The organism is Nonomuraea longispora (genome assembly GCF_004348345.1).
Classification (GTDB): Bacteria; Actinomycetota; Actinomycetes; order Streptosporangiales; family Streptosporangiaceae; genus Nonomuraea; species Nonomuraea longispora.
Genome location: NZ_SMJZ01000003.1, coordinates 36,133 through 54,063, shown reverse-complemented (window position 1 = coordinate 54,063; position 17,931 = coordinate 36,133). Strand labels below are relative to the sequence as shown.

General features: G+C 70.5%; 17 protein-coding genes. 10 read left to right on the top strand and 7 right to left on the bottom strand.

All coding sequences use genetic code 11. The features are described 5' to 3' along the window. The first annotated feature begins 20 nt into the window (after nt 1–20). A complete protein-coding gene (locus E1267_RS01575) occupies nt 21–2,009 on the top strand; it encodes a thioredoxin domain-containing protein (RefSeq protein WP_220449296.1) in 1,989 nt (662 codons plus the stop codon). A gap of 13 nt (nt 2,010–2,022) precedes the next feature. Here E1267_RS01575 and E1267_RS01570 read toward each other — a convergent pair whose 3' ends face one another. Continuing rightward, entirely contained in the window at nt 2,023–4,071 is a 2,049-nt protein-coding gene (locus tag E1267_RS01570) for a transglycosylase domain-containing protein (RefSeq protein ID WP_246063331.1), read from the bottom strand. A gap of 215 nt (nt 4,072–4,286) precedes the next feature. Beyond that, nucleotides 4,287–4,766: an Lrp/AsnC family transcriptional regulator gene (locus E1267_RS01565; RefSeq protein ID WP_132328885.1), complete on the bottom strand. Its 480-nt coding sequence runs from the start codon at nt 4,764–4,766 to the stop codon at nt 4,287–4,289. 103 nt (nt 4,767–4,869) lie between these two features. Between E1267_RS01565 and hppD the strand changes: the two genes are divergently transcribed. The 3 genes from hppD to E1267_RS01550 are packed head-to-tail and all read left to right on the top strand — an operon-like array spanning nt 4,870 to nt 7,889. Next, complete coding sequence (hppD, locus tag E1267_RS01560; RefSeq protein ID WP_132328883.1) at nt 4,870–5,979, top strand: 4-hydroxyphenylpyruvate dioxygenase; 1,110 nt, start codon at nt 4,870–4,872, stop codon at nt 5,977–5,979. A 34-nt stretch (nt 5,980–6,013) separates the two neighbouring features. Further along, on the top strand, nt 6,014–6,451 hold the full coding sequence (locus tag E1267_RS01555; protein ID WP_132328881.1) for an RDD family protein: 438 nt from the start codon (nt 6,014–6,016) through the stop codon (nt 6,449–6,451). A gap of 46 nt (nt 6,452–6,497) precedes the next feature. Then, nucleotides 6,498–7,889: a M1 family metallopeptidase gene (locus tag E1267_RS01550; protein ID WP_132328879.1), complete on the top strand. Its 1,392-nt coding sequence runs from the start codon at nt 6,498–6,500 to the stop codon at nt 7,887–7,889. 66 nt (nt 7,890–7,955) lie between these two features. On the opposite strand, the gene E1267_RS01545 is transcribed toward E1267_RS01550, so the two are convergent. After that, a complete protein-coding gene (locus E1267_RS01545) occupies nt 7,956–9,056 on the bottom strand; it encodes an ROK family protein (protein ID WP_132328877.1) in 1,101 nt (366 codons plus the stop codon). A 19-nt stretch (nt 9,057–9,075) separates the two neighbouring features. Then, entirely contained in the window at nt 9,076–10,251 is a 1,176-nt protein-coding gene (locus E1267_RS01540) for an FIST signal transduction protein (protein ID WP_132328977.1), read from the bottom strand. 171 nt (nt 10,252–10,422) lie between these two features. On the opposite strand from E1267_RS01540, the gene E1267_RS01535 reads away from it, so the two are divergent. The 4 genes from E1267_RS01535 to E1267_RS01520 all read left to right on the top strand — a co-directional run bounded on the left by E1267_RS01535 (nt 10,423) and on the right by E1267_RS01520 (nt 15,144). Then, a complete protein-coding gene (locus E1267_RS01535; protein ID WP_220449295.1) occupies nt 10,423–11,814 on the top strand; it encodes a sigma 54-interacting transcriptional regulator in 1,392 nt (463 codons plus the stop codon). Between the two features lie 62 nt (nt 11,815–11,876). Beyond that, on the top strand, nt 11,877–12,629 hold the full coding sequence (locus E1267_RS01530) for a hypothetical protein (RefSeq protein ID WP_132328873.1): 753 nt from the start codon (nt 11,877–11,879) through the stop codon (nt 12,627–12,629). Nucleotides 12,630–12,659: 30 nt separating this feature from the next. After that, entirely contained in the window at nt 12,660–14,642 is a 1,983-nt protein-coding gene (locus E1267_RS01525) for a vWA domain-containing protein (RefSeq protein ID WP_132328871.1), read from the top strand. Nucleotides 14,643–14,673: 31 nt separating this feature from the next. After that, on the top strand, nt 14,674–15,144 hold the full coding sequence (locus tag E1267_RS01520; RefSeq protein ID WP_132328869.1) for a GNAT family N-acetyltransferase: 471 nt from the start codon (nt 14,674–14,676) through the stop codon (nt 15,142–15,144). 53 nt (nt 15,145–15,197) lie between these two features. Here the strand turns inward: E1267_RS01520 and E1267_RS01515 are convergent, their stop codons facing one another. After that, nucleotides 15,198–15,620: a DUF6292 family protein gene (locus tag E1267_RS01515; protein ID WP_246063329.1), complete on the bottom strand. Its 423-nt coding sequence runs from the start codon at nt 15,618–15,620 to the stop codon at nt 15,198–15,200. A 139-nt stretch (nt 15,621–15,759) separates the two neighbouring features. On the opposite strand from E1267_RS01515, the gene E1267_RS47070 reads away from it, so the two are divergent. Both E1267_RS47070 and E1267_RS01510 read left to right on the top strand, forming a co-directional pair. Then, entirely contained in the window at nt 15,760–15,885 is a 126-nt protein-coding gene (locus tag E1267_RS47070) for a hypothetical protein (RefSeq protein WP_269128751.1), read from the top strand. 10 nt (nt 15,886–15,895) lie between these two features. Continuing rightward, nucleotides 15,896–16,327 carry a hypothetical protein gene (locus E1267_RS01510; RefSeq protein WP_132328865.1) on the top strand — a complete coding sequence of 144 codons (432 nt, stop codon included), beginning with the start codon at nt 15,896–15,898 and terminating at the stop codon, nt 16,325–16,327. Here the strand turns inward: E1267_RS01510 and E1267_RS01505 are convergent. After that, on the bottom strand, nt 16,324–17,463 hold the full coding sequence (locus E1267_RS01505) for a cystathionine gamma-synthase (protein WP_132328863.1): 1,140 nt from the start codon (nt 17,461–17,463) through the stop codon (nt 16,324–16,326). The genes E1267_RS01510 and E1267_RS01505 overlap by 4 nt on opposite strands. A gap of 153 nt (nt 17,464–17,616) precedes the next feature. Continuing rightward, a complete protein-coding gene (locus E1267_RS01500) occupies nt 17,617–17,811 on the bottom strand; it encodes a hypothetical protein (RefSeq protein ID WP_132328861.1) in 195 nt (64 codons plus the stop codon). Nucleotides 17,812–17,931 lie beyond the last annotated feature (120 nt).

Genomic DNA, 17,931 nt, shown 5'->3' with positions numbered 1-17,931 from the left:
GTGGGGAGTTGGAGGTCGTGATGAACCGCTTGAAAGACGCGACGAGCCCCTACCTGCTGCAGCACGCGGACAACCCCGTCGACTGGCATCCGTGGGGCGAGGAGGCGTTCGCGGAGGCCAGGCGGCGCGACGTGCCGCTGCTCATCAGCGTGGGCTATTCGGCGTGCCACTGGTGTCACGTCATGGCCCACGAAAGCTTCGAGGACACCGCCACCGCGCAACTGATGAACGAGCACTTCGTCAACATCAAGGTGGACCGCGAGGAGCGGCCCGACGTCGACGCCGTCTACATGGGCGCCACGCAGGCCATGACGCACCAGGGCGGCTGGCCGATGACGGTGTTCGCGACGCCGGACGGGCACCCGTTCTACTGCGGCACCTACTTCCCGCGCCACCAGTTCCAGCGCCTGCTCACTGAGGTGCACAAGGTGTGGACCGGCGACAAGGAGACCGTGCTGCGGCAGGGCGCGAAGGTGGTCGAGGCGCTCAACTCGCAGACCACGCTGCCCAGCGGGCCGCTGCCGGGCGCCGACACGCTCGACCGCGCGATCGCCAACCTGCGGGAGAGCTTCGACGCCGCCAACGGCGGGTTCGGCGGGGCGCCCAAGTTCCCGCCGTCCATGGTGCTGGAGTTCCTGCTGCGCTCGGGCGAGCGCGAGATGAGCGGGAAGACCCTGGAGGCCATGGCCCGCGGCGGCATGTACGACCAGCTCGGCGGCGGCTTCGCCCGCTACAGCGTCGACCCTGAATGGGTCGTCCCCCACTTCGAGAAGATGCTCTACGACAACGCCCTGCTGCTGCGCGTCTACACCCACTGGTGGAAGGCGGGCGGCGGCGAACTGGCCAGACGGGTCGCGCTGGAGACCGCCGGCTGGCTGCTGCGCGAGATGCGCACGCCCGAAGGCGGGTTCGCCTCGGCGCTCGACGCCGACAGCGAGGGCGTGGAGGGCAAGTTCTACGTCTGGACCCCCGAGGAGCTGGGCGCCGTGCTCGGCGACGACGACGGCCGGTGGGCCGCCGGGCTGTTCGAGGTGACCGGCACGTTCGAGCACGGCACATCCGTGCTGCAGCTGCCGCGCGACCCCGACGACCCCGGCCGCTACGCGAGCGTGCGCGGACGGCTGCTGGCCGCCAGGGAGCAGCGCGTGCGCCCCGGCCGCGACGACAAGGTCGTGGCCTCGTGGAACGGCCTGGCCATCGCCGCGCTGGCGGAGACGGGCGTGGTGTTCGAGCGGCCCGAGCTGGTCGCGGCCGCCACCGACGCGGCCGAGCTGCTCGCCGGCGTCCACCTGACGGACGGCAGGCTGCTGCGCACATCCCGCGACGGCCGCGCCGGCGCCAACGACGGGGTGCTCGAGGACTACGCCGACCTGGCGGAAGGACTGATCACGCTGTACGGCGTCACCGGCGAGGCCAGGTGGCTGCGGCTCGCGGGCACGCTGCTCGACACCGTGCTCGACGGCTTCGCCGACGGCTCCGGCGGCTTCTACGACACGGCCGACGACGCCGAGCGCCTGTTCCAGCGCCCCCAGGACCCGACCGACAACGCCACCCCCTCAGGCCAGTACGCCGCCGCCGGCGCGCTGCTCTCCTACGGCGCGCTGACCGGCTCCACCCGCCACCGGGAGGCCGCGCACGCCGCGCTCGGCACCGTGTCGGTGCTGGCGGGCCAGCACGCCCGGTTCGCCGGCTGGGGGCTGGCCGTGGCGCGCGCGGCGCTCGACGGGCCCGTCGAGGTGGCCGTCGTCGGGCCGCCCGACGACCCGCGCACGGCCGCGCTGCACCGCGCGGCGCTGCTCGCCGACGTGCCCGGCGTGGTGGTGGCGCTCGGGTCCGGCGACGGCGATCGCGGCACCGGCGACCCGCTCGTGCCGCGGCGGGCGTACCCGGCGCTGCTGGAGGGGCGCGAGCCGGTCGGTGAGGCGCCCGCGGCCTACGTGTGCCGGGGCTTCACCTGCCGGATGCCCGTCACCACGGTCGACGCCCTGGAGGCCGAGCTCACCGCCTGACGCCGTCGCGAGGTCAGTCGGCGGGTGCGCGGCCGGTGCGGTCGTCGCCGCGGGCGCCCCGGTCGGCGGGGGCGTCGTCCTGCCGTGACGACGGCTGCTCGGGGAGCAGCGCCGGCAGGTCGGACGGCTCGTCCTGCCGGCGTTCCTGACGTTCGTCGTCGGACTCCCCCGTGGCGGACGGGTCGTCGGTGAGCGGCGGCGCGGTGATCTCCGGCTCGGGCGTGCCCCCGTCGTCGGGGCTGACCGGAGGCGTCGCCTCCTGCTCGGGCACACCGTCCTCGGTGGGCGCGGAATACTCGTAGTCGTAGCCGAGGTCGGACGGCTCCGGGAACTCCTCGACCGGCTTGCCCTCCATCGCCTCGGTCATGAACGCCCGCCAGATCTGCGCCGGCAGCTGGCCGCCGAACTGTGTGCCGTAGCCGGGGATGGTGACGGTGGCGTTGTCGTCGCGGAACATGTTGACGGCCACCGCGAGCTGCGGGGTGAAGCCGTTGAACCAGACCGACTTCGACTTGTCCGTGGTGCCCGTCTTGCCGGCCACCGGACGGTCGTAGAGCCTGGCCGCCGCGCCGGTGCCGTATTTCACGACCTGCTGCATCGCGTACGTGGTGTCGGCGGCGGCCTGCTCGCCGACCACCCGCGTGGACGCCGGCTCGACGGCCTCCACGCGGCCCTCGGCGTCGGTGACGGACCTGACCACGTGGGCCTCCATGTGCACGCCCTCGTTGGCGAACGTGGCGAACCCGGAGGCGTTCTGGACGGCGCTGACGGAGGCCACGCCGAGCGGGAACGACGCGGCGCTCTTGTGCCGGTCGAGCTGGGAGGCGGGGATGCCGGCCGCCTCGGCGACCTTGGCGACCTTGTCCAGGCCCACCTTCTGGCCGAGGTCGACGAACGCCGTGTTGACGGAGTTCTGGGTGGCGCTGATCAGGTTGATCTGCCCGTACGAGCGCCCGCTGTCGTTGGGGATGGGCTTGGACGCCGACGCGACCTGCAGGGGCGAGTTGCCGTCGACCCGGGTGGACAGGTCGAAGCCGTTGTCGAGGGCGGCGGCCAGGGTGTAGGGCTTGAACGTCGAGCCGGCCATGACCTTGGCCGAGAACGCGCTGTCGTAGTAGGCCGACTGGGAGGGCCTGCCGCCGTAGAAGGCGACGACTTCGCCCGTCCCGGGGTCGACGGCCGCCAGCCCGGTGCGCACCTTCTTCGGCGTGGCGTCGGGCAGCGTGTCGGTGACGGCCCGCTTGGCCGCCTGCATGAGCTTCTTGTCGAACGTAGAGACGATCTTGAGCCCGCCGGAGTTGATGTCCTCGTCGCTGTAGCCGCGCCGGTTGAGCTCGGCGGTGACCTGTTCGAGCATGTACTGGGCCTGGCCCTTGAGCTCGAACGGCTTCTTCGGGGTGCGGAGGTCGGGGTAGCGTTCGGCGGCGGCCTGCTGGGGGGTGAGCGCGCCGGTCTGTCCCATGGCGTCGATCACCGACTTCCAGCGGGCCCTGGCGGCGACGAGGTCGGAGCCCTTGGGGTCGGCGAAGCGGCTGGGCTGCTGGATGACGGAGGCGAGGTAGGCGCCCTCGGCCACGCTCAGCTCGCTGACGTCCTTGCCGAAGTAGGCCTGGGCGGCCGACTGGACGCCGTTGGCGCCCCTGCCGAAGTAGATCGTGTTGAGGTACTGCTCCAGCACCCAGTCCTTCGGCTTGGACTGGTCGACCTTCATCGCGATGAGGATCTCCTTGAACTTGCGGGTGAAGGAACGTTCCTGGCTGAGCCCGCTGTAGTAGTTGCGCACGAGCTGCTGGGTGATCGTCGAGCCGCCCTGGAGCTGCTGCCCGGTGAGGGTCGACCAGACGGCCCTGGCGGTGCCCTTGGCCGAGACGCCGGCGTCTTCGTAGAACGAGCGGTTCTCGGCGGCGATGACCGCGTCGCGCACGTGTTTGGGCACCTGCGCCAGCTCGACCTTCTTGCGGTCGACACCCTGACGGGCGAGCACGGTCCTGCCGTCGCGGTAATAGATCACCGAGCCCTGTGCGGTGGCCTGTTTCTGGGCGCTGTCGGGAATTGGCGTCATCGCCCACGCAATCGCGAAAAGCCCGACAAATACGAGGATCGCTGCGCCGAAAGAAATGGCTACCAGTCGGAGAATCCGCCGTTTTCGCATCCTGTTTCCACCACCGCTCCGCACCCTCGACCCCCTCGATCATGCGCCGCCCGACCCCCGTAAGCAGGGCGAATGCCAAGGTTAAACGATCGATGACGATGCCTCGTCCCTCAGCGATAGTACGGCTAGCGCACCCCATGCCGCGGAACATCGGCGACCAATGGCAACACTCGGTAGGGAACCGGGGTGTCAAGGGCGATGATCGAATTAGTTCTCAGCACACCGTGCACATCGACGATTTGATCGATGACGCGCTGCAGATCGGCATTGGTCCGCGCGACCACGCGGCAGAGCAGATCGCTGTCGCCCGTGATCGTGTGCACCTCCAGAACCTCCGGGATGCGGGCCAGCCGGTCGGCCACGGGGTCGTGCCCGGCGATCTGCCTGATCTCCATGGTGACGAACGCCGTCACGTCATATCCCAGCGCCGCCGGGGAGACGTCGGGCCCGAACCCGGTCACCACGCCGCGGGCGACGAGCCGGTCCAGCCGGGCCTGGACCGTGCCACGGGCCACGCCGAGCCGTCGCGAGCATTCGAGCACGCCCAGCCTTGGCTCGGCCGTCAGGAGGGCGATCAGCCGGGCGTCCAGATCATCGATCGTCATACTGTACAGATTTACCGGATTTTGCCAGGGGAAGCTAGACAGATTGTTCACTTGATAAGGCAACCCTTGCGCAACTCGTCCAGGAATATCGAGAGTTGGAGCTATGAATGATGTCTTTCCGGTCAACGGCATGGACGCCGTGGTGTTCGCCGTCGGCAACGCCAAGCAGGCGGCCCACTACTACTCGACCGCGTTCGGCATGAAGCTGGTGGCCTACCGGGGGCCGGAGAACGGCAGCCCCGACGTGGCCGCGTACGTGCTGACCTCGGGCAGCGCCACGTTCGAGTTCCGCGCCTCCATCAGGCCGGGCACCGACATGGCGCGGCACGTCGCCGAACACGGCGACGGGGTGATCGACCTGGCCATCCAGGTGCCCGACGTGGAGGCGGCCTACGCCCACGCGGTCGCCAACGGTGCCAAGGGGCTGGCGGAGCCGTACACGTTGGAGGACGAGCGCGGCAAGGTGCAGCTCGCCGCCGTCGCCACTTACGGCGAGACGCGGCACACGCTGGTCGACAGGGTCAACTACGCAGGTTCCTACCTGCCCGGATACGCCCCGGCCGAGGCGCTGGTGGCGCCGCCCGCGACCAAGGGCGGACGGTTGTTCCAGGCCGTCGACCACTGCGTCGGCAACGTCGAGCTGGGCAAGATGGACGAGTGGGTGGAGTTCTACCGCAAGGTCATGGGCTTCACGAACATGGCGGAGTTCATCGGCGACGACATCGCCACCGAGTACTCGGCGCTCATGTCCAAGGTCGTCGCCGACGGCACGCGGAAGGTCAAGTTCCCGCTGAACGAGCCGGCCGTCAGTCGCAGGAAGTCGCAGATCGACGAATATCTGGAGTTCTACCGCGGCCCCGGCGTGCAGCACATCGCGCTGGCCACCAACGACATCCTCACGACGGTCGACCACATGCGGGCCGGCGGCGTGCAGTTCCTCGACACGCCCGCCTCCTACTACGAAGACCCCGAGCTGCGGGCGCGCATCGGCGAGGTGCGGGCGCCGGTCGAGGAGCTGAAGAAGCGCGGCATCCTCGTCGACCGCGACGAGGACGGCTACCTGCTGCAGATCTTCACCAAGCCCGTGCAGGACCGGCCCACGGTCTTCTTCGAGCTCATCGAGCGGCACGGCTCGCTCGGATTCGGCAAGGGCAACTTCAAGGCGCTCTTCGAGGCCATCGAGCGCGAACAGGAACGCAGGGGCAACCTTTAGTTTGTCCCGACCCGGTGGTGGCCATCAGCACTGCATGGGATCGCCACCACCGGGGCTGGCGGGACGGTGGCGGCGGTTGTTCGCCGGCCTGCTCGACTGGCTCATCGTCAACGTCGTCACCGCCCCCTTCACCTGGACGAGCTGGGAATATGCCTGGAACGGCGCAGGCTGGGACCGCTATCCGGTGGAGCACACCTTCGCGGCCGGACTCGTCGCGTTTCTCTACTTCTGGCTCCTGCACGCCTTCTGGAATGGTCAGACCCTGGGCAAGAAGGCGTTCGGCATCCGGGTCGTCCAGGAGAACGGGGCCAGGATAGGCGTGGGACAGGCCGCTGTCAGGCAGGCCGTGATGAGCGCGCTCGCCTGGGTCTGCTGCGTCGGCCTCCTCATCGACCTCGCTTGGATCCTCTTCGACCCCCGGAAGCAGGCCGTCCACGACAAGGTCGCGAGGACGGTCGTCGTCATGGCCTGACTCACCGTAGGATTCTGGTCACAATGCGAAGGGGGCTCGTTCGCCCATGCGACACAACAGGCGCGCGATCGCGCTGCTGGCGGCGTTCGCCAGCCTCCTGGCCTGCTCGCCCTCGGACGCGCCGGCCGCGGCCGCGCACCGGCCGGGCGCGGCCGGCATCGGCGACACCGACTTCCCCCACGACGGCAACGGCGGCTACGACGTCAGCCACTACGACCTCGCCGTCGACTACACCCCGGCGACCAGGCGGCTGGACGGCGTGGCCACCATCAAGGCCGGCGCCACCCAGGGGTTGTCCAGCTTCAACCTCGACCTGGTCGGGCTCCACGTGCGCCAGGTCTCGGTCAACGGCTCCCCCGCCACGTTCACCCACCAGGGCGGCGAGCTGACCGTGCGGCCGGCCGAGCCGATCGACGAGCGCGCCGCGTTCACCGTCCGGGTCCACTACTCCGGCCGGCCCCAACCGGCCACGAGCACCACCAACCTCGGCACGTTCGGCTTCATCCCGACCGCCGACGGCGCGTTCGTCGCCTCCGAGCCCAACGGCTCCAAGACCTGGTTCCCCAGCAACGACCACCCCTCCGACAAGGCCACGTTCGCCTTCACGATCACCGTGCCCGCCGGGGTTACCGCGCTGGCCAACGGCGAGCTCACCGGCGAGCCCACGACCTCTGACGGCCGGACCACCTACCGCTGGAGCGAGCGCCATCCGATGGCGACCTACCTCGCGACCGCCACGATGGGCAAGTTCGAGCTGCGCAAGGGCAGCACGGCCGGGGGCGTGCCCAACCTCGCCGCCGCCGACCCCCGGTTCGCCTCCTCGCTCGACAAGCTCTACAGGACCTCCGGCAAGATCACCGACTACTGGGCGACCGTCTTCGGCCCCTACCCGTTCGGCTCGACCGGCGGCGTGGTCGACGACTACGCCGCCGGCTACGCTCTGGAGAACCAGACCAAGCCGCTCTACGGCGGCTTCGAGCCCGACGAGGGCATCATCGCGCACGAGCTGGCGCACCAGTGGTTCGGCAACAGCCTGACGATCCGCCGCTGGAAGGACCTCTGGCTCAACGAGGGTTTCGCCACCTACGCCGAGTGGCTGTGGTCCGAGCACAAAGGCGCGAAGACCGCCGACGCGATCTTCAAGGGCCATCACAGCCGCCCCGCCGACGACCCGATGTGGACATACCCGCCGGGGCGTGCCAAGCCCGACGACCTGTTCAACCAGTCCGTCTACACCCGTGGCGGCATGACGCTGCACGCCCTGCGCCGGGCCGTCGGCGACGACACGTTCTTCAAGCTGCTCAAGTCGTGGGCCGCCGACAACCGCTACGGGCACGTCACGACGGAGCAGTTCATCGAGCTGGCCGAGCGGATGTCGGGCAAGGACCTCAAGCCCCTCTTCGCCGCCTGGCTCTACCAGCCCCGGCGCCCCGCCTGATCCGGGCCCGTGGACGTCCAAGTACGAAGGCAACCGCCCAGCGGGGCAGAGGGGCCGGCGGGCCTTTCACGTGCTCCAGTAGCTGTCCGTCGCGAGGATCAGCGCGGCGGCGCCCACCAGCCCGGCCTCCTGGCCGAGGGCGGCGGGCACGACCTTGACCCGGCGGGCGAACTCCACCCTGGCGTGCTCGCGCAGTGCCTCCTCCAAGGGGCCGAACAGCAGCTCGCCGGCCTGGGACAACCCGCCACCGATGGTGACCAGGTCCAGGTCGCACAGGTGGGTAGCGGAGGCGATGGCGATGCCGATGGCACGTCCGGCCCGGCTCATCGCCCGCAGCGCCACCGGGTCCCCGGCCAGCGCGTCGGCCGCCAGCGCCCTCCCGGTAACGGCCCGATCCTCCCGATAAGCCGTCTGGACGTCCCACGCCACCGCGCCCTCCGTACGGCCTTCACCAGGACGCGGCACCTCCCCACCACGCGGCACGCCTGCAGCGGGGTGCGGCGCGGGCGCGCGGCCGGGACCGTCCTCAGGCGCGGCTGTGGCGTGGGCTCCTTGGGGTGGGCCGGGAGTCGTGGCGGCTCCCGGGGTCCAGCCCTGGGACAGGGCCCACTCGGTCAGGGCGGGGCCGCGGGCGACGGCCTCCAGGCAACCGTGGCCGCCGCAACCGCAGCGCGGCCCGCCCACCGGCTCGACCACCACGTGCCCGATGTGTCCGGCGTTGCCCGTCCTGCCGTTGACCAGCCGCCCGTTGAGGATCAGCCCGCCTCCCACGCCGGTCGAGACGACCATGCCGAGCATGTCGGCGACGCCCCTCCCGGCCCCTTTCCAGTGTTCCGCCACGGCCAGGCAGATCGCGTCGTTGTGGAGGCGTACCGGCAAATCGGGGAAGCGGGCGGCCAGCCGGGCGCGCAACGGGAAGCCGCGCCAGGCGGGGATGTTGAGCGGCGAAACTTCGCCCTGCGGCCAGCGCATCGGCCCGCCGCATCCCACCCCGACTCCTTCGGCCCGCCCGGACAGCGGCTCGACGAGGTCCGTCAGGGTCTCCCACAGGACGCCGGCGTCCGCGTGCTGCGGGGTGGCGGTACGCCGGGCCTCGACCACCGTCCCGTCGTGGGCGACCAGGCCCGCGGCCATCTTCGTGCCGCCCACGTCGACAGCGAGGATCACGGGCGACCCGCCGTACGGGTCATGGCCCGCCCGCGGTGTGGGAGAACACCAGGACGGAGGCGGTGAAGCCGTGTACGTGGTTGTGGCCGCCGACGGGGCCGACCTCGCCGGCGGCGAAGAAGCCCGCCACGCCGATGGGTCCGAGCGTGTCGCGCAGCGCGACCGGGTCGTGGTCGGCGGTGCCGAACATGGCCGAGCCGCGCCCGTTGCAGGAGAACAGCAGCGCCCCGTCGACCTTGCCGATCTCCTCGCGGTGGGCGTCGAGCAGGTCGTACAGGTCCTCGTCGGCGGTGGCCGCGTCGCGTACCTGGAAGCGTACGGTCCTGCCGATCTCCACGATGTCGCCGATGGCCACGGCCTCGCGTTCCGGGTCGATGCCGATGACCCCTCTGATGAGGAAGTCGCCGCGTTCGTGGCGTTCGGCGTACTCGTCCATCGCGACGCCGATCTGCAACCCGGAGGCGACGAGTTCGCGGTCGTCCTCGTCCAGGTCGCTGACGATGTCCTCGAGCCGGGCCAGCGCGGGCTGGCCGGCGAGTTCCAGCAGCAGGTTCTCCTCGGCGGCCGTGACCACCATGCTGGGGCCGATCGGGCGGCAGCCCTGGCTCACCACGGTGCTGATCTTGACCTGGCCGCTGATCAGCACGCCGATCGCGCCCTCGGAGTAGATCTCCCCGTCGGCGAACAACCGTACGGATCCCCGGCCCTGCAGCCCGTTGGCGAGCCCGCCGATCAGCGGCAGGTCGCCCAGCACGTCGGCCGAGCGCTCGACGAAGGCGTCGGTCGGGAACGTGTACGGATCGGCCAGCAGGATCGCCACATGGTCGTCCCCTTTCCGCTCCGGCAGCCCGACCACCACGAACCTGTCCTCGGCGGACAGCGTCTCCAGCGCGAACGTCGTCAGTCTGGCCCCGTCCAGGGTCGCGGCCCAGGCGCTCACGGACGGCGTCAGCTCCACCCCCTGCCCGTCGCCGATCACTCCCGTGGCGCTGCATCCGATCACGTGTGCCTCGGGTGCGAGCTTCATCGCGGCCTCGCCGGCGCGTGCGACGTCGTCAGGATCGTCGCCGCAGATGAAGAAACAGACCAGGTCGGCTTGGCCGCTGAGCCTCGACAGCGCCCGGCCGACGGCACTCTCCGCGGCCTCGACCAGGTCGGAACCCACGGCGAGGCCGTCGGCGAAGCGGCTTGTCATCAAGGCCACGCGTCTCGCCTCCCCTCGACATGTCCAAGTCCCTAGGCCCGATTCTCCCCACTAAAGGGACAAGCACGCGCACGAACCGTCACGCAATAGTCAAGATCCGAAATCTCCGCCAGATGCGAAAGACTCTGCCGCATTCCTCGCAGGGGACGTAGTCTCGATCCCGTGCATCAGCCACGTATTCTCCGCACGTTGCGAGAGAGCGGCCACGTTCATCGCACCGTCAAAGCCGAGGTCCGGGAAAATCTGCTGGCCAAGCTGCGAGCGGGTGAGCCCCGCTTCCCCGGCATCGTGGGCTTCGGCGACTCCGTGCTCCCCCATCTCGAGCGGGCCCTGCTGGCCGGCCACGATCTTGTCCTGCTCGGCGAGCGCGGCCAGGGCAAGACCCGGCTCATCCGCACCGTCACCGGCCTGCTCGACGAGTGGACGCCGGTCGTCGATGGCTGCGAGATCAACGACCACCCGTACGCACCGGCCTGCACCCGCTGCCAGGCGCTGGCGCGCGAGCTGGGCGACGAGCTGCCGGTCGCGTGGAAACACCGGGACGAGCGCTACGGCGAGAAGCTCGCCACGCCCGACACGTCGGTGGGCGACCTGATCGGCGACGTCGACCCGATCAAGATCGCCGAGGGGCGCACGCTCGGCGACCCGGAGACGGTCCACTACGGCCTGGTCCCGCGCACCAACCGGGGTGTGTTCTCCGTCAACGAGCTGCCCGACCTGGCCGAGCGCATCCAGGTGTCGCTGCTCAACGTGCTGGAGGAGCGCGACATCCAGGTGCGCGGCTACAACCTGCGGCTTCCGCTCGACATCCTGCTCATCGCCAGCGCCAACCCTGAGGACTACACCAACAGGGGCCGGATCATCACGCCGCTGAAGGACCGGTTCGGAGCCGAGATCCGCACCCACTACCCGCTGACGGTCGAGGACGAGCTGACGCTGATCCGCCAGGAGTCCATGCCCGACATCGGGGCCGACATCCCCGAGCACCTGGTCGAGGTGATCGCCCGGTTCACCCGGCTGGTCCGCGAGTCGACCTCGGTCGACGCCAGGTCCGGCGTGTCCGCGCGGTTCTCGATCGCGGCCGCCGAGACCGCCGCGGCGTCGGCGGTGCGCAGGGCGGCACTCGCGGGAGAGGAGCAGGCCGTGGCGCGTGTGGTCGACCTGGCCTGCGTGGTGCACAGCCTGCGGGGCAAGGTCGAGTTCGAGGTCAGCGAGGAGGGCAGGGAGACCGAGATCCTGGCCCACCTGCTGCGCAGGGCGACGGCGGAGACGTTCAGGAGCCGGCTGGGCGGCATGGATCTGTCGCCGGTGACCGACAAGTTCGCGGAGGGCAACCAGGTCGAGTCGGGCGAGCTGGTTCCCGCCGGAGAGCTGCTGCACCGGATCGGCCCGGTCACCGGGCTGGCGAAGGTCATGTCGAGGCTGGGCATGGGCGCGGGCGAGGAGTCGCCTGGCCATGCGGCGGCGGCCCTGGAGTTCGCGCTCGAAGGCCTCTACCTCATGCGCCGCCTGTCCAAGGAGGACGTCGACGGAGTGACCGTCTACCGCACGTGAACATTCGGACGGTCTCCCGCGTCTTAGGTGATAGCAGCTCACGACGTCGGGGGAGACCGTCCATGCGCCCTCTTGCCTGTGCCACCACGGCCGCCGCACTCGCTCTGTGCGGCATCGCCGCGCCCGCGGAAGCCACCACCGGGGTCGGCGCCGTCTACGGCTACGCCTGGTCCGACGGCCAGGGCCGCCTGCGCATCGCGCCCAAGTCCGCATCGTTCGTGAAGCGGAAGGGTTTCCTGGGCTACCGGCTCAAGGCGGCCGCGGGCGCCAAGGAGCTCAGGCTCGACTACTCCAGGGCCGCCTACGGCCGGATCACGGTCGCCTGCGACCTGAAGGAGACCGAGGGCCGGGTCGCCCTCGACCGCAAGGGGCTCGGGCGCACCCGGTGCTCGCCCCGCGACCTGGCCACCGAGCTGGGCCGTGGCCCCGTTCCGGTGCGCGTCGAGCACCATGGGGGCAGGGCCGTCAGGGTCAACGAGTTCGTCGTCGCCGACCGGCCGGGCCAGCGCTCCGCGCGCGGCACGATCAGGCGGATCGACGACACAACCGTCGAGTTCGCCTCCGGCGACAAGAAGATCAAGCTGCGTCCCACGTACGCCACGGGCTTCTACCGCACCACCGCCCGGTGCACGAGCGGGTGGCTGGCGGGCCGGCCGGTCAACGCCGACAAGGACGGCCTCGGCACGAAGCCGTGCACCCCGTCCCACCTGACGAAGGCGCTCAAGACGGTCCGCCACCCCGTTCTCGGGGAGATCGAGTACACACCGGGGGCCGGCTCCCTCGACCAGGTATGGGAGGTTTTCGGGGACGCGTGACCGCGCTTCTGGGGTTAGCGTGGTTTCGTGATGGCCTTTCGCTATGGCGAGTACCACGACGGCCCCGATCCCCTGGCCCCGCCCTACGACGTGCGGGCGGCGCTCGACGAGATGGGCGACGCGATCCTGTCGGGCTCGACGCCCGTCCACGCGCTGCGCGACCTGCTCAAGCGCGGTCTGCCCGGCACGCAGGACCGCCGCGGCCTCGACGACATGCTCAAGCAGGTCCGAAGGCGCCGCCGTGACCTGCGCGAGCGGGGGCGGCTCGACGGCACGCTGGAGAAGGCTCGGGCGCTGCTGGACAAGGCCGTCGGACAGGAGCGGGCCGAGTTGTTCCCCGACCCGTCCGACGAGGCGCGGCTGCGGGAGGCGGGGCTCGACGCCCTGCCCGAGGACACCGCCGCCGCCATCCAGGAGCTGAGCACGTACGAGTGGCGTTCGGCCGCCGCGCGCCGGACCTTCGAGGAACTGCGCGACCTGCTGCGACGGGAGGTGCTCGACAGCCAGTTCAGGGGCATGCGTGACGCGCTCGCGAACCCGGACCCCGAGGCGATGGAACGTGTCCGCCAGATGATGTCGGACCTGAACGACATGCTGGACAGGGACGCCCGCGGCGAGCACACCCAGGCCGACTTCGACGCCTTCATGGCCCAATATGGTGATCTGTTTCCCGAGAAGCCGCGCAACCTCGAAGAACTCGTCGACATCCTGGCCCGCCGCGCCGCCGCCACGCAGCGCATGCTGGCCTCGATGACGCCACGCCAGCGCGAGGAGCTCGCCGGTCTCATCAACCAGACCCTCGACCGGGCCGGGCTCTCCGAGCAGATGCGCCGGCTCGGAGAGGCCCTCCACGCCCGCCGCCCCGACCTCGCCTGGAACGCCCCCGAACGCCTCACCGGCGAGGAGCCTCTGGGCATGGGCGACGCCGTCACCGCCCTGGAGGAGCTGGCCGACCTCACCCAGCTGGAGACCGCCCTGCGCCAGGACTACCCGGGCGCGCGGCTCGACGACATCGACGAGGCCGCCGTACGCCGTGCGCTGGGCCGCTCCGCGGTCGACGACCTGGAGGCGCTCAAGCGCATCGAACGCGAGCTGGAGGAGCAGGGCTACCTCCTGCGCCGGCGCGGCAAGCTGGAGCTCACCCCGAAGGCGGTGCGGCGGCTCGGCGAGACGGCGCTGCGCCGCGTCTTCTCCTCACTCGACGCGGGCCGTCGCGGCGACCACGACCAGCACGACGCGGGCTCGGCCGGCGAGCTCACCGGCTCGTCGCGACCGTGGCGCTTCGGCGACGAGCAGCCCATCGACGTGGTCCGCACCCTGGTCAACGGCGTACGCAGCGGCGGCGTGGCCGTCCGTGCCGGCCAGGAGAGGCAACAGACCGGGCGGGCGGGTGTGCGGTTGTCGGTGGACGACTTCGAGGTGGCCGAGACCGAGCGGCGCAGCGCGGCGGCCGTGTGCCTGCTCGTCGACCTGTCCTACTCGATGGCCCTGCGCGGCACCTGGGCCGCCGCCAAGCAGACGGCGCTGGCGCTCCAGGCGCTGGTGGCCTCGAAGTTCCCGCAGGACGCCGTACAGATCATCGGTTTCTCCAACTACGCCAGGGTGCTGCAGCCCGACGAGCTGGCGGGGCTCGACTGGGACATGGTGCAGGGCACCAACCTGCACCACGCCCTCCTGATCGCCGGCCGCCACCTCGACCGCCATCCCGACTTCGAGCCCGTCGTGCTGGTGGTCACCGACGGCGAGCCCACCGCGCACCTGCTGCGCAACGGCAAGTCGGCGTTCGAGTGGCCGCCGTCGAGCGAGACGGTGGAGCTCACGCTGTCCGAGGTCGACAAGATGACGCGGCGGCGGGCCACGCTCAACGTCTTCATGCTGGCGGCCGACGACCGGTTGAAGGAGTTCGTGGACGAGGTGGCCCGCAGGAACGGCGGCCGCGTCTTCTCCCCCAGTGCCGAGCGGCTGGGCGAATACGTGGTCAGCGACTTCCTCCGGCTGCGCAGGGCCCGCTGAACTGTCGGTGAGCCCTGCCACACTCGCGGCCATGAGCGAAGAAGTGCGCCTGCGCGACGTGGAGACGGCCGACCTCGAGGTGTTCCTGGCCCACGAGCACGATCCCGAGGCCGCGCGGCGCTCCAGGTTCCGGCCCAGGGAGCGGGAGGCGTTCATGCGTCACTGGACCACGCGCATCCTCGGCGACCCCTCCGTGTTCGTGCAGGCGGTCACCGTCGACGGCGACCTGGCGGGCAATCTCGTGGCCTGGTGGGAGGATGAGCGGCGCTTCATCGGCTACTGGTTCGGCCGGGAGTTCTGGGGGCGCGGCATCGGCAGCCGGGCCATGGAGCTGTTCCTGCGCCAGGAGCGCATCCGCCCGCTGCACGCCGACCCCTTCCACGCCAACATCGGCTCGGTCCGGCTCCTGGAGAAACACGGTTTCGAGCGTGAGGGCACGGTCAGGCACGGCGACGACGAGCACGTCCTGCTGGTCCTCCACACCCCGCCCGCGCCCCTCTGAGGGGCCTGTGGCGCCTTATGCGAGGCATCCCGCCGGGGGAAGGGAGACGGAGGTCAGGCGTCGACGAGGCGGCAGTAGAAGTCGAGGGCGACGTCGAACCCGTCGCGGCAGTTGCGGTGCGAGCGGTAGCACGGCCGCCAGGCCGAGCTGGCCCCCACTCCTGCCCTGGCGTCGCCCAGCGCCGACGGCACCCGCTCGGGCCTCGGCAGCAGCCCGTGGCCCAGATAGCGCACCCCGGCCAGCTCGCTGCGCAGGCCCGGCCCGCCGGAGACCAACGTGCCGAGGCGCCAGCCGCTCTCCTCGTCCCAGACCAGCGCGCTCCCGTCGGCGAGCTTCAGCGTGGCGTCACGCGGGTCGCACGGGCCCTCCCACCAGCCGGCCACCTCTGACCCCAGCACGTCGATGACCCGCTGCACGTAGCTGATCGGCTGCTGCAGCCACTCGTCGCTATACGGCTCGACATGCCTGATGGCCACGGACGGCACCCCCTTGTGCCCTTGCGGTAAGAGAAAGCGAACGGTGACCAACCATACCCGCACCGAACTTGTTCCGTTGCGAGCTCGTCTAGTCATTACGGACGGTATTTACGGCACAGACGGGGAAGGAGGAGGCCGCATGATTGCCATGGTTCTCCTCATCGTGCTCATGGTCGTCGCCGTGGTGATGACCGAGCTGATCATGCGCTGCGCGGAAGACGGCAAAGAGAGTGTCGACTCCCCGGCCGAGATCGCCGGGGACTAGTCTCTCCGGCATGTCGTCCCTGCTTCTCTGGCTGCACGTCGGATTCTCGATCTTCACGATCGGCCCGCTCACCGCCGCGACGATGGCCGCCCCGCGCGTCATCCGCACCAAGAACGTGCCCGTGCTGCAGAACATCCAGCGTATGACGAGGGTCTACAGCCTCGGCAGCCTGGGCGTCTTCGCGTTCGGGCTGATCCTCGGCATCGTCCTCGGTGGCGGGGTGCTCGGCCGGTGGTACATGACGGCGTCGATGACGTTGTTCATCGTGGCCGCCGTGCTGCTCGTCATCATCGACCGCGACCTGCGCGCCGCCGTCCGCGCCCTCTCCAACGAGGACACGTACGACGACGCGAAGGTGCAGAACGGCCGGATCGCCGCGATCAGCGGGCTCCTGTCGGTGATCTGGCTGGTCATCCTGTTCCTGATGGTGGTGCCTGGTTAGCCGAGCGCCTGGGTGAGGTCGGCCAGCAGGTCGTCGACGGTCTCGATGCCGACCGACAGCCGCACCAGGTCGGCGGGCACCTCGAGTGGAGACCCGGCCGCGGAGGCGTGGGTCATCCGGCCGGGGTGCTCGATGAGCGACTCGACGCCGCCGAGCGACTCCCCCAGCGTGAACAGCTTGGCCCTGTCGCACACCGCCACGGCCTCCGCCTCGCCGCCGGCGACGCGGAACGACACCATGCCCCCGAACCTCTTCATCTGCTTGACCGCGACCTCGTGCCCGGCGTGCTCGGAAAGGCCCGGATAGAGCACGCTGGTGACGCGCGGGTGGGCGAGCAGCAGGTGGACGATGCGTTCGGCGTTGTCGCAGTGGCGGTCCATGCGCACGCCGAGGGTCTTGAGCCCGCGCAGCGTCAGCCAGGCGTCGAACGGCCCGGCCACGGCGCCGATCGCATTCTGGTGGTAGGCGAGCTCCTCGCCGAGCCCTCCGTCGGCGGCGATCAGCGCTCCGCCGACCACGTCGGAGTGCCCGCCGACGTATTTCGTGGTCGAGTGCACGACGACGTCGGCGCCGAGCGACAGCGGCTGCTGCAGGTAGGGCGAGGCGAACGTGTTGTCGACCACCAGCAGCGACCCGTTGTCGTGGGCCAGTTGCGCCAGCGCCGCGATGTCGGCGATGCCGAGCAGCGGGTTGGTGGGCGTCTCGACCCACACGATCTTCGTCTTCTGCGTCATCGCGGCGGCCACGGCGTCGAGGTCGTGCAGCGGGACCGGGTCGTAGTGGAGGTCCCAGCGTTCGTTCACCTTGGCGAACAGGCGGTAGGTGCCCCCATAGGCGTCGTTAGGGATGATCACGTGGTCCTGCGGCTTGCACACCGTGCGCAGGAGGGTGTCCTCGGCGGCAAGACCCGAGGCGAACGCGAGCCCGCGAGCCCCGCCCTCCACCGCCGCCAGCGCCTCTTCGAGCGCGGTCCTCGTGGGGTTGGCGGAACGGCTGTACTCATATCCGGAACGCAGGCCGCCCACGCCGTCCTGCTTGTAAGTGGACGTGGCGTAGATCGGCGGCACGACCGCGCCGGTCAGCGGGTCGGGCTCCTGACCTGCGTGGATGGCCAGGGTCTCAAAACCGTTGCTCATACAGGCCACGTTAACGGAAATCGGCCCGCGATCCGTTCCCCTCCGGATCGCGGGCCGATGGCGCGACGCCCTCCCCAAGGGACGCCCGCCGGGGCCCGCGCACCATGCCCGCGCACCATGCCCGCGCACCATGCCCGCGCGGGCCACGGATGGTCAGGCGGCCCTGGGCTCCTGACGGTCCTCACCCCTCCGGGTCGGGAGCCGTACGACGTCCGCTTTGATGAACCGGCCGCTGCTTCCCTCCGCGTGCTCCCCGTTGATGCGGGAGAGCAGCACGGGGTCGGCCAGTGCGAGGAGCGCCCCGACGGCCAGCCCGATACCCAGCAGTGTGAACCCGATGGCCACCATTTCCTGTCCCCTTCCGACGTCTCCAGCATCGGCGACGGGCCCGGCTCGCGCCTCGACCCAAGGTCTGGTCTCTTGGGCGGCCGCTCGGCCGAATGGCTGATACGGCCCTCCGACTGGCGG

Excerpts from the sequence above, each read along its gene's own strand:
- E1267_RS01575 (WP_220449296.1), top strand. The coding sequence starts at position 21 with ATGAACCGCTTGAAAGACGCGACGAGCCCCTACCTGCTGCAGCACGCG.
- E1267_RS01570 (WP_246063331.1), bottom strand. The coding sequence starts at position 4,071 with ATGACGCCAATTCCCGACAGCGCCCAGAAACAGGCCACCGCACAGGGC.
- E1267_RS01565 (WP_132328885.1), bottom strand. The coding sequence starts at position 4,766 with ATGACGATCGATGATCTGGACGCCCGGCTGATCGCCCTCCTGACGGCC.
- hppD (WP_132328883.1), top strand. The coding sequence starts at position 4,870 with ATGAATGATGTCTTTCCGGTCAACGGCATGGACGCCGTGGTGTTCGCC.
- E1267_RS01555 (WP_132328881.1), top strand. The coding sequence starts at position 6,014 with ATGGGATCGCCACCACCGGGGCTGGCGGGACGGTGGCGGCGGTTGTTC.
- E1267_RS01550 (WP_132328879.1), top strand. The coding sequence starts at position 6,498 with ATGCGACACAACAGGCGCGCGATCGCGCTGCTGGCGGCGTTCGCCAGC.
- E1267_RS01540 (WP_132328977.1), bottom strand. The coding sequence starts at position 10,251 with ATGACAAGCCGCTTCGCCGACGGCCTCGCCGTGGGTTCCGACCTGGTC.
- E1267_RS01530 (WP_132328873.1), top strand. The coding sequence starts at position 11,877 with ATGCGCCCTCTTGCCTGTGCCACCACGGCCGCCGCACTCGCTCTGTGC.
- E1267_RS01525 (WP_132328871.1), top strand. The coding sequence starts at position 12,660 with ATGGCCTTTCGCTATGGCGAGTACCACGACGGCCCCGATCCCCTGGCC.
- E1267_RS01520 (WP_132328869.1), top strand. The coding sequence starts at position 14,674 with ATGAGCGAAGAAGTGCGCCTGCGCGACGTGGAGACGGCCGACCTCGAG.
- E1267_RS47070 (WP_269128751.1), top strand. The coding sequence starts at position 15,760 with ATGATTGCCATGGTTCTCCTCATCGTGCTCATGGTCGTCGCCGTGGTG.
- E1267_RS01510 (WP_132328865.1), top strand. The coding sequence starts at position 15,896 with ATGTCGTCCCTGCTTCTCTGGCTGCACGTCGGATTCTCGATCTTCACG.
- E1267_RS01505 (WP_132328863.1), bottom strand. The coding sequence starts at position 17,463 with ATGAGCAACGGTTTTGAGACCCTGGCCATCCACGCAGGTCAGGAGCCC.
- E1267_RS01500 (WP_132328861.1), bottom strand. The coding sequence starts at position 17,811 with ATGGTGGCCATCGGGTTCACACTGCTGGGTATCGGGCTGGCCGTCGGG.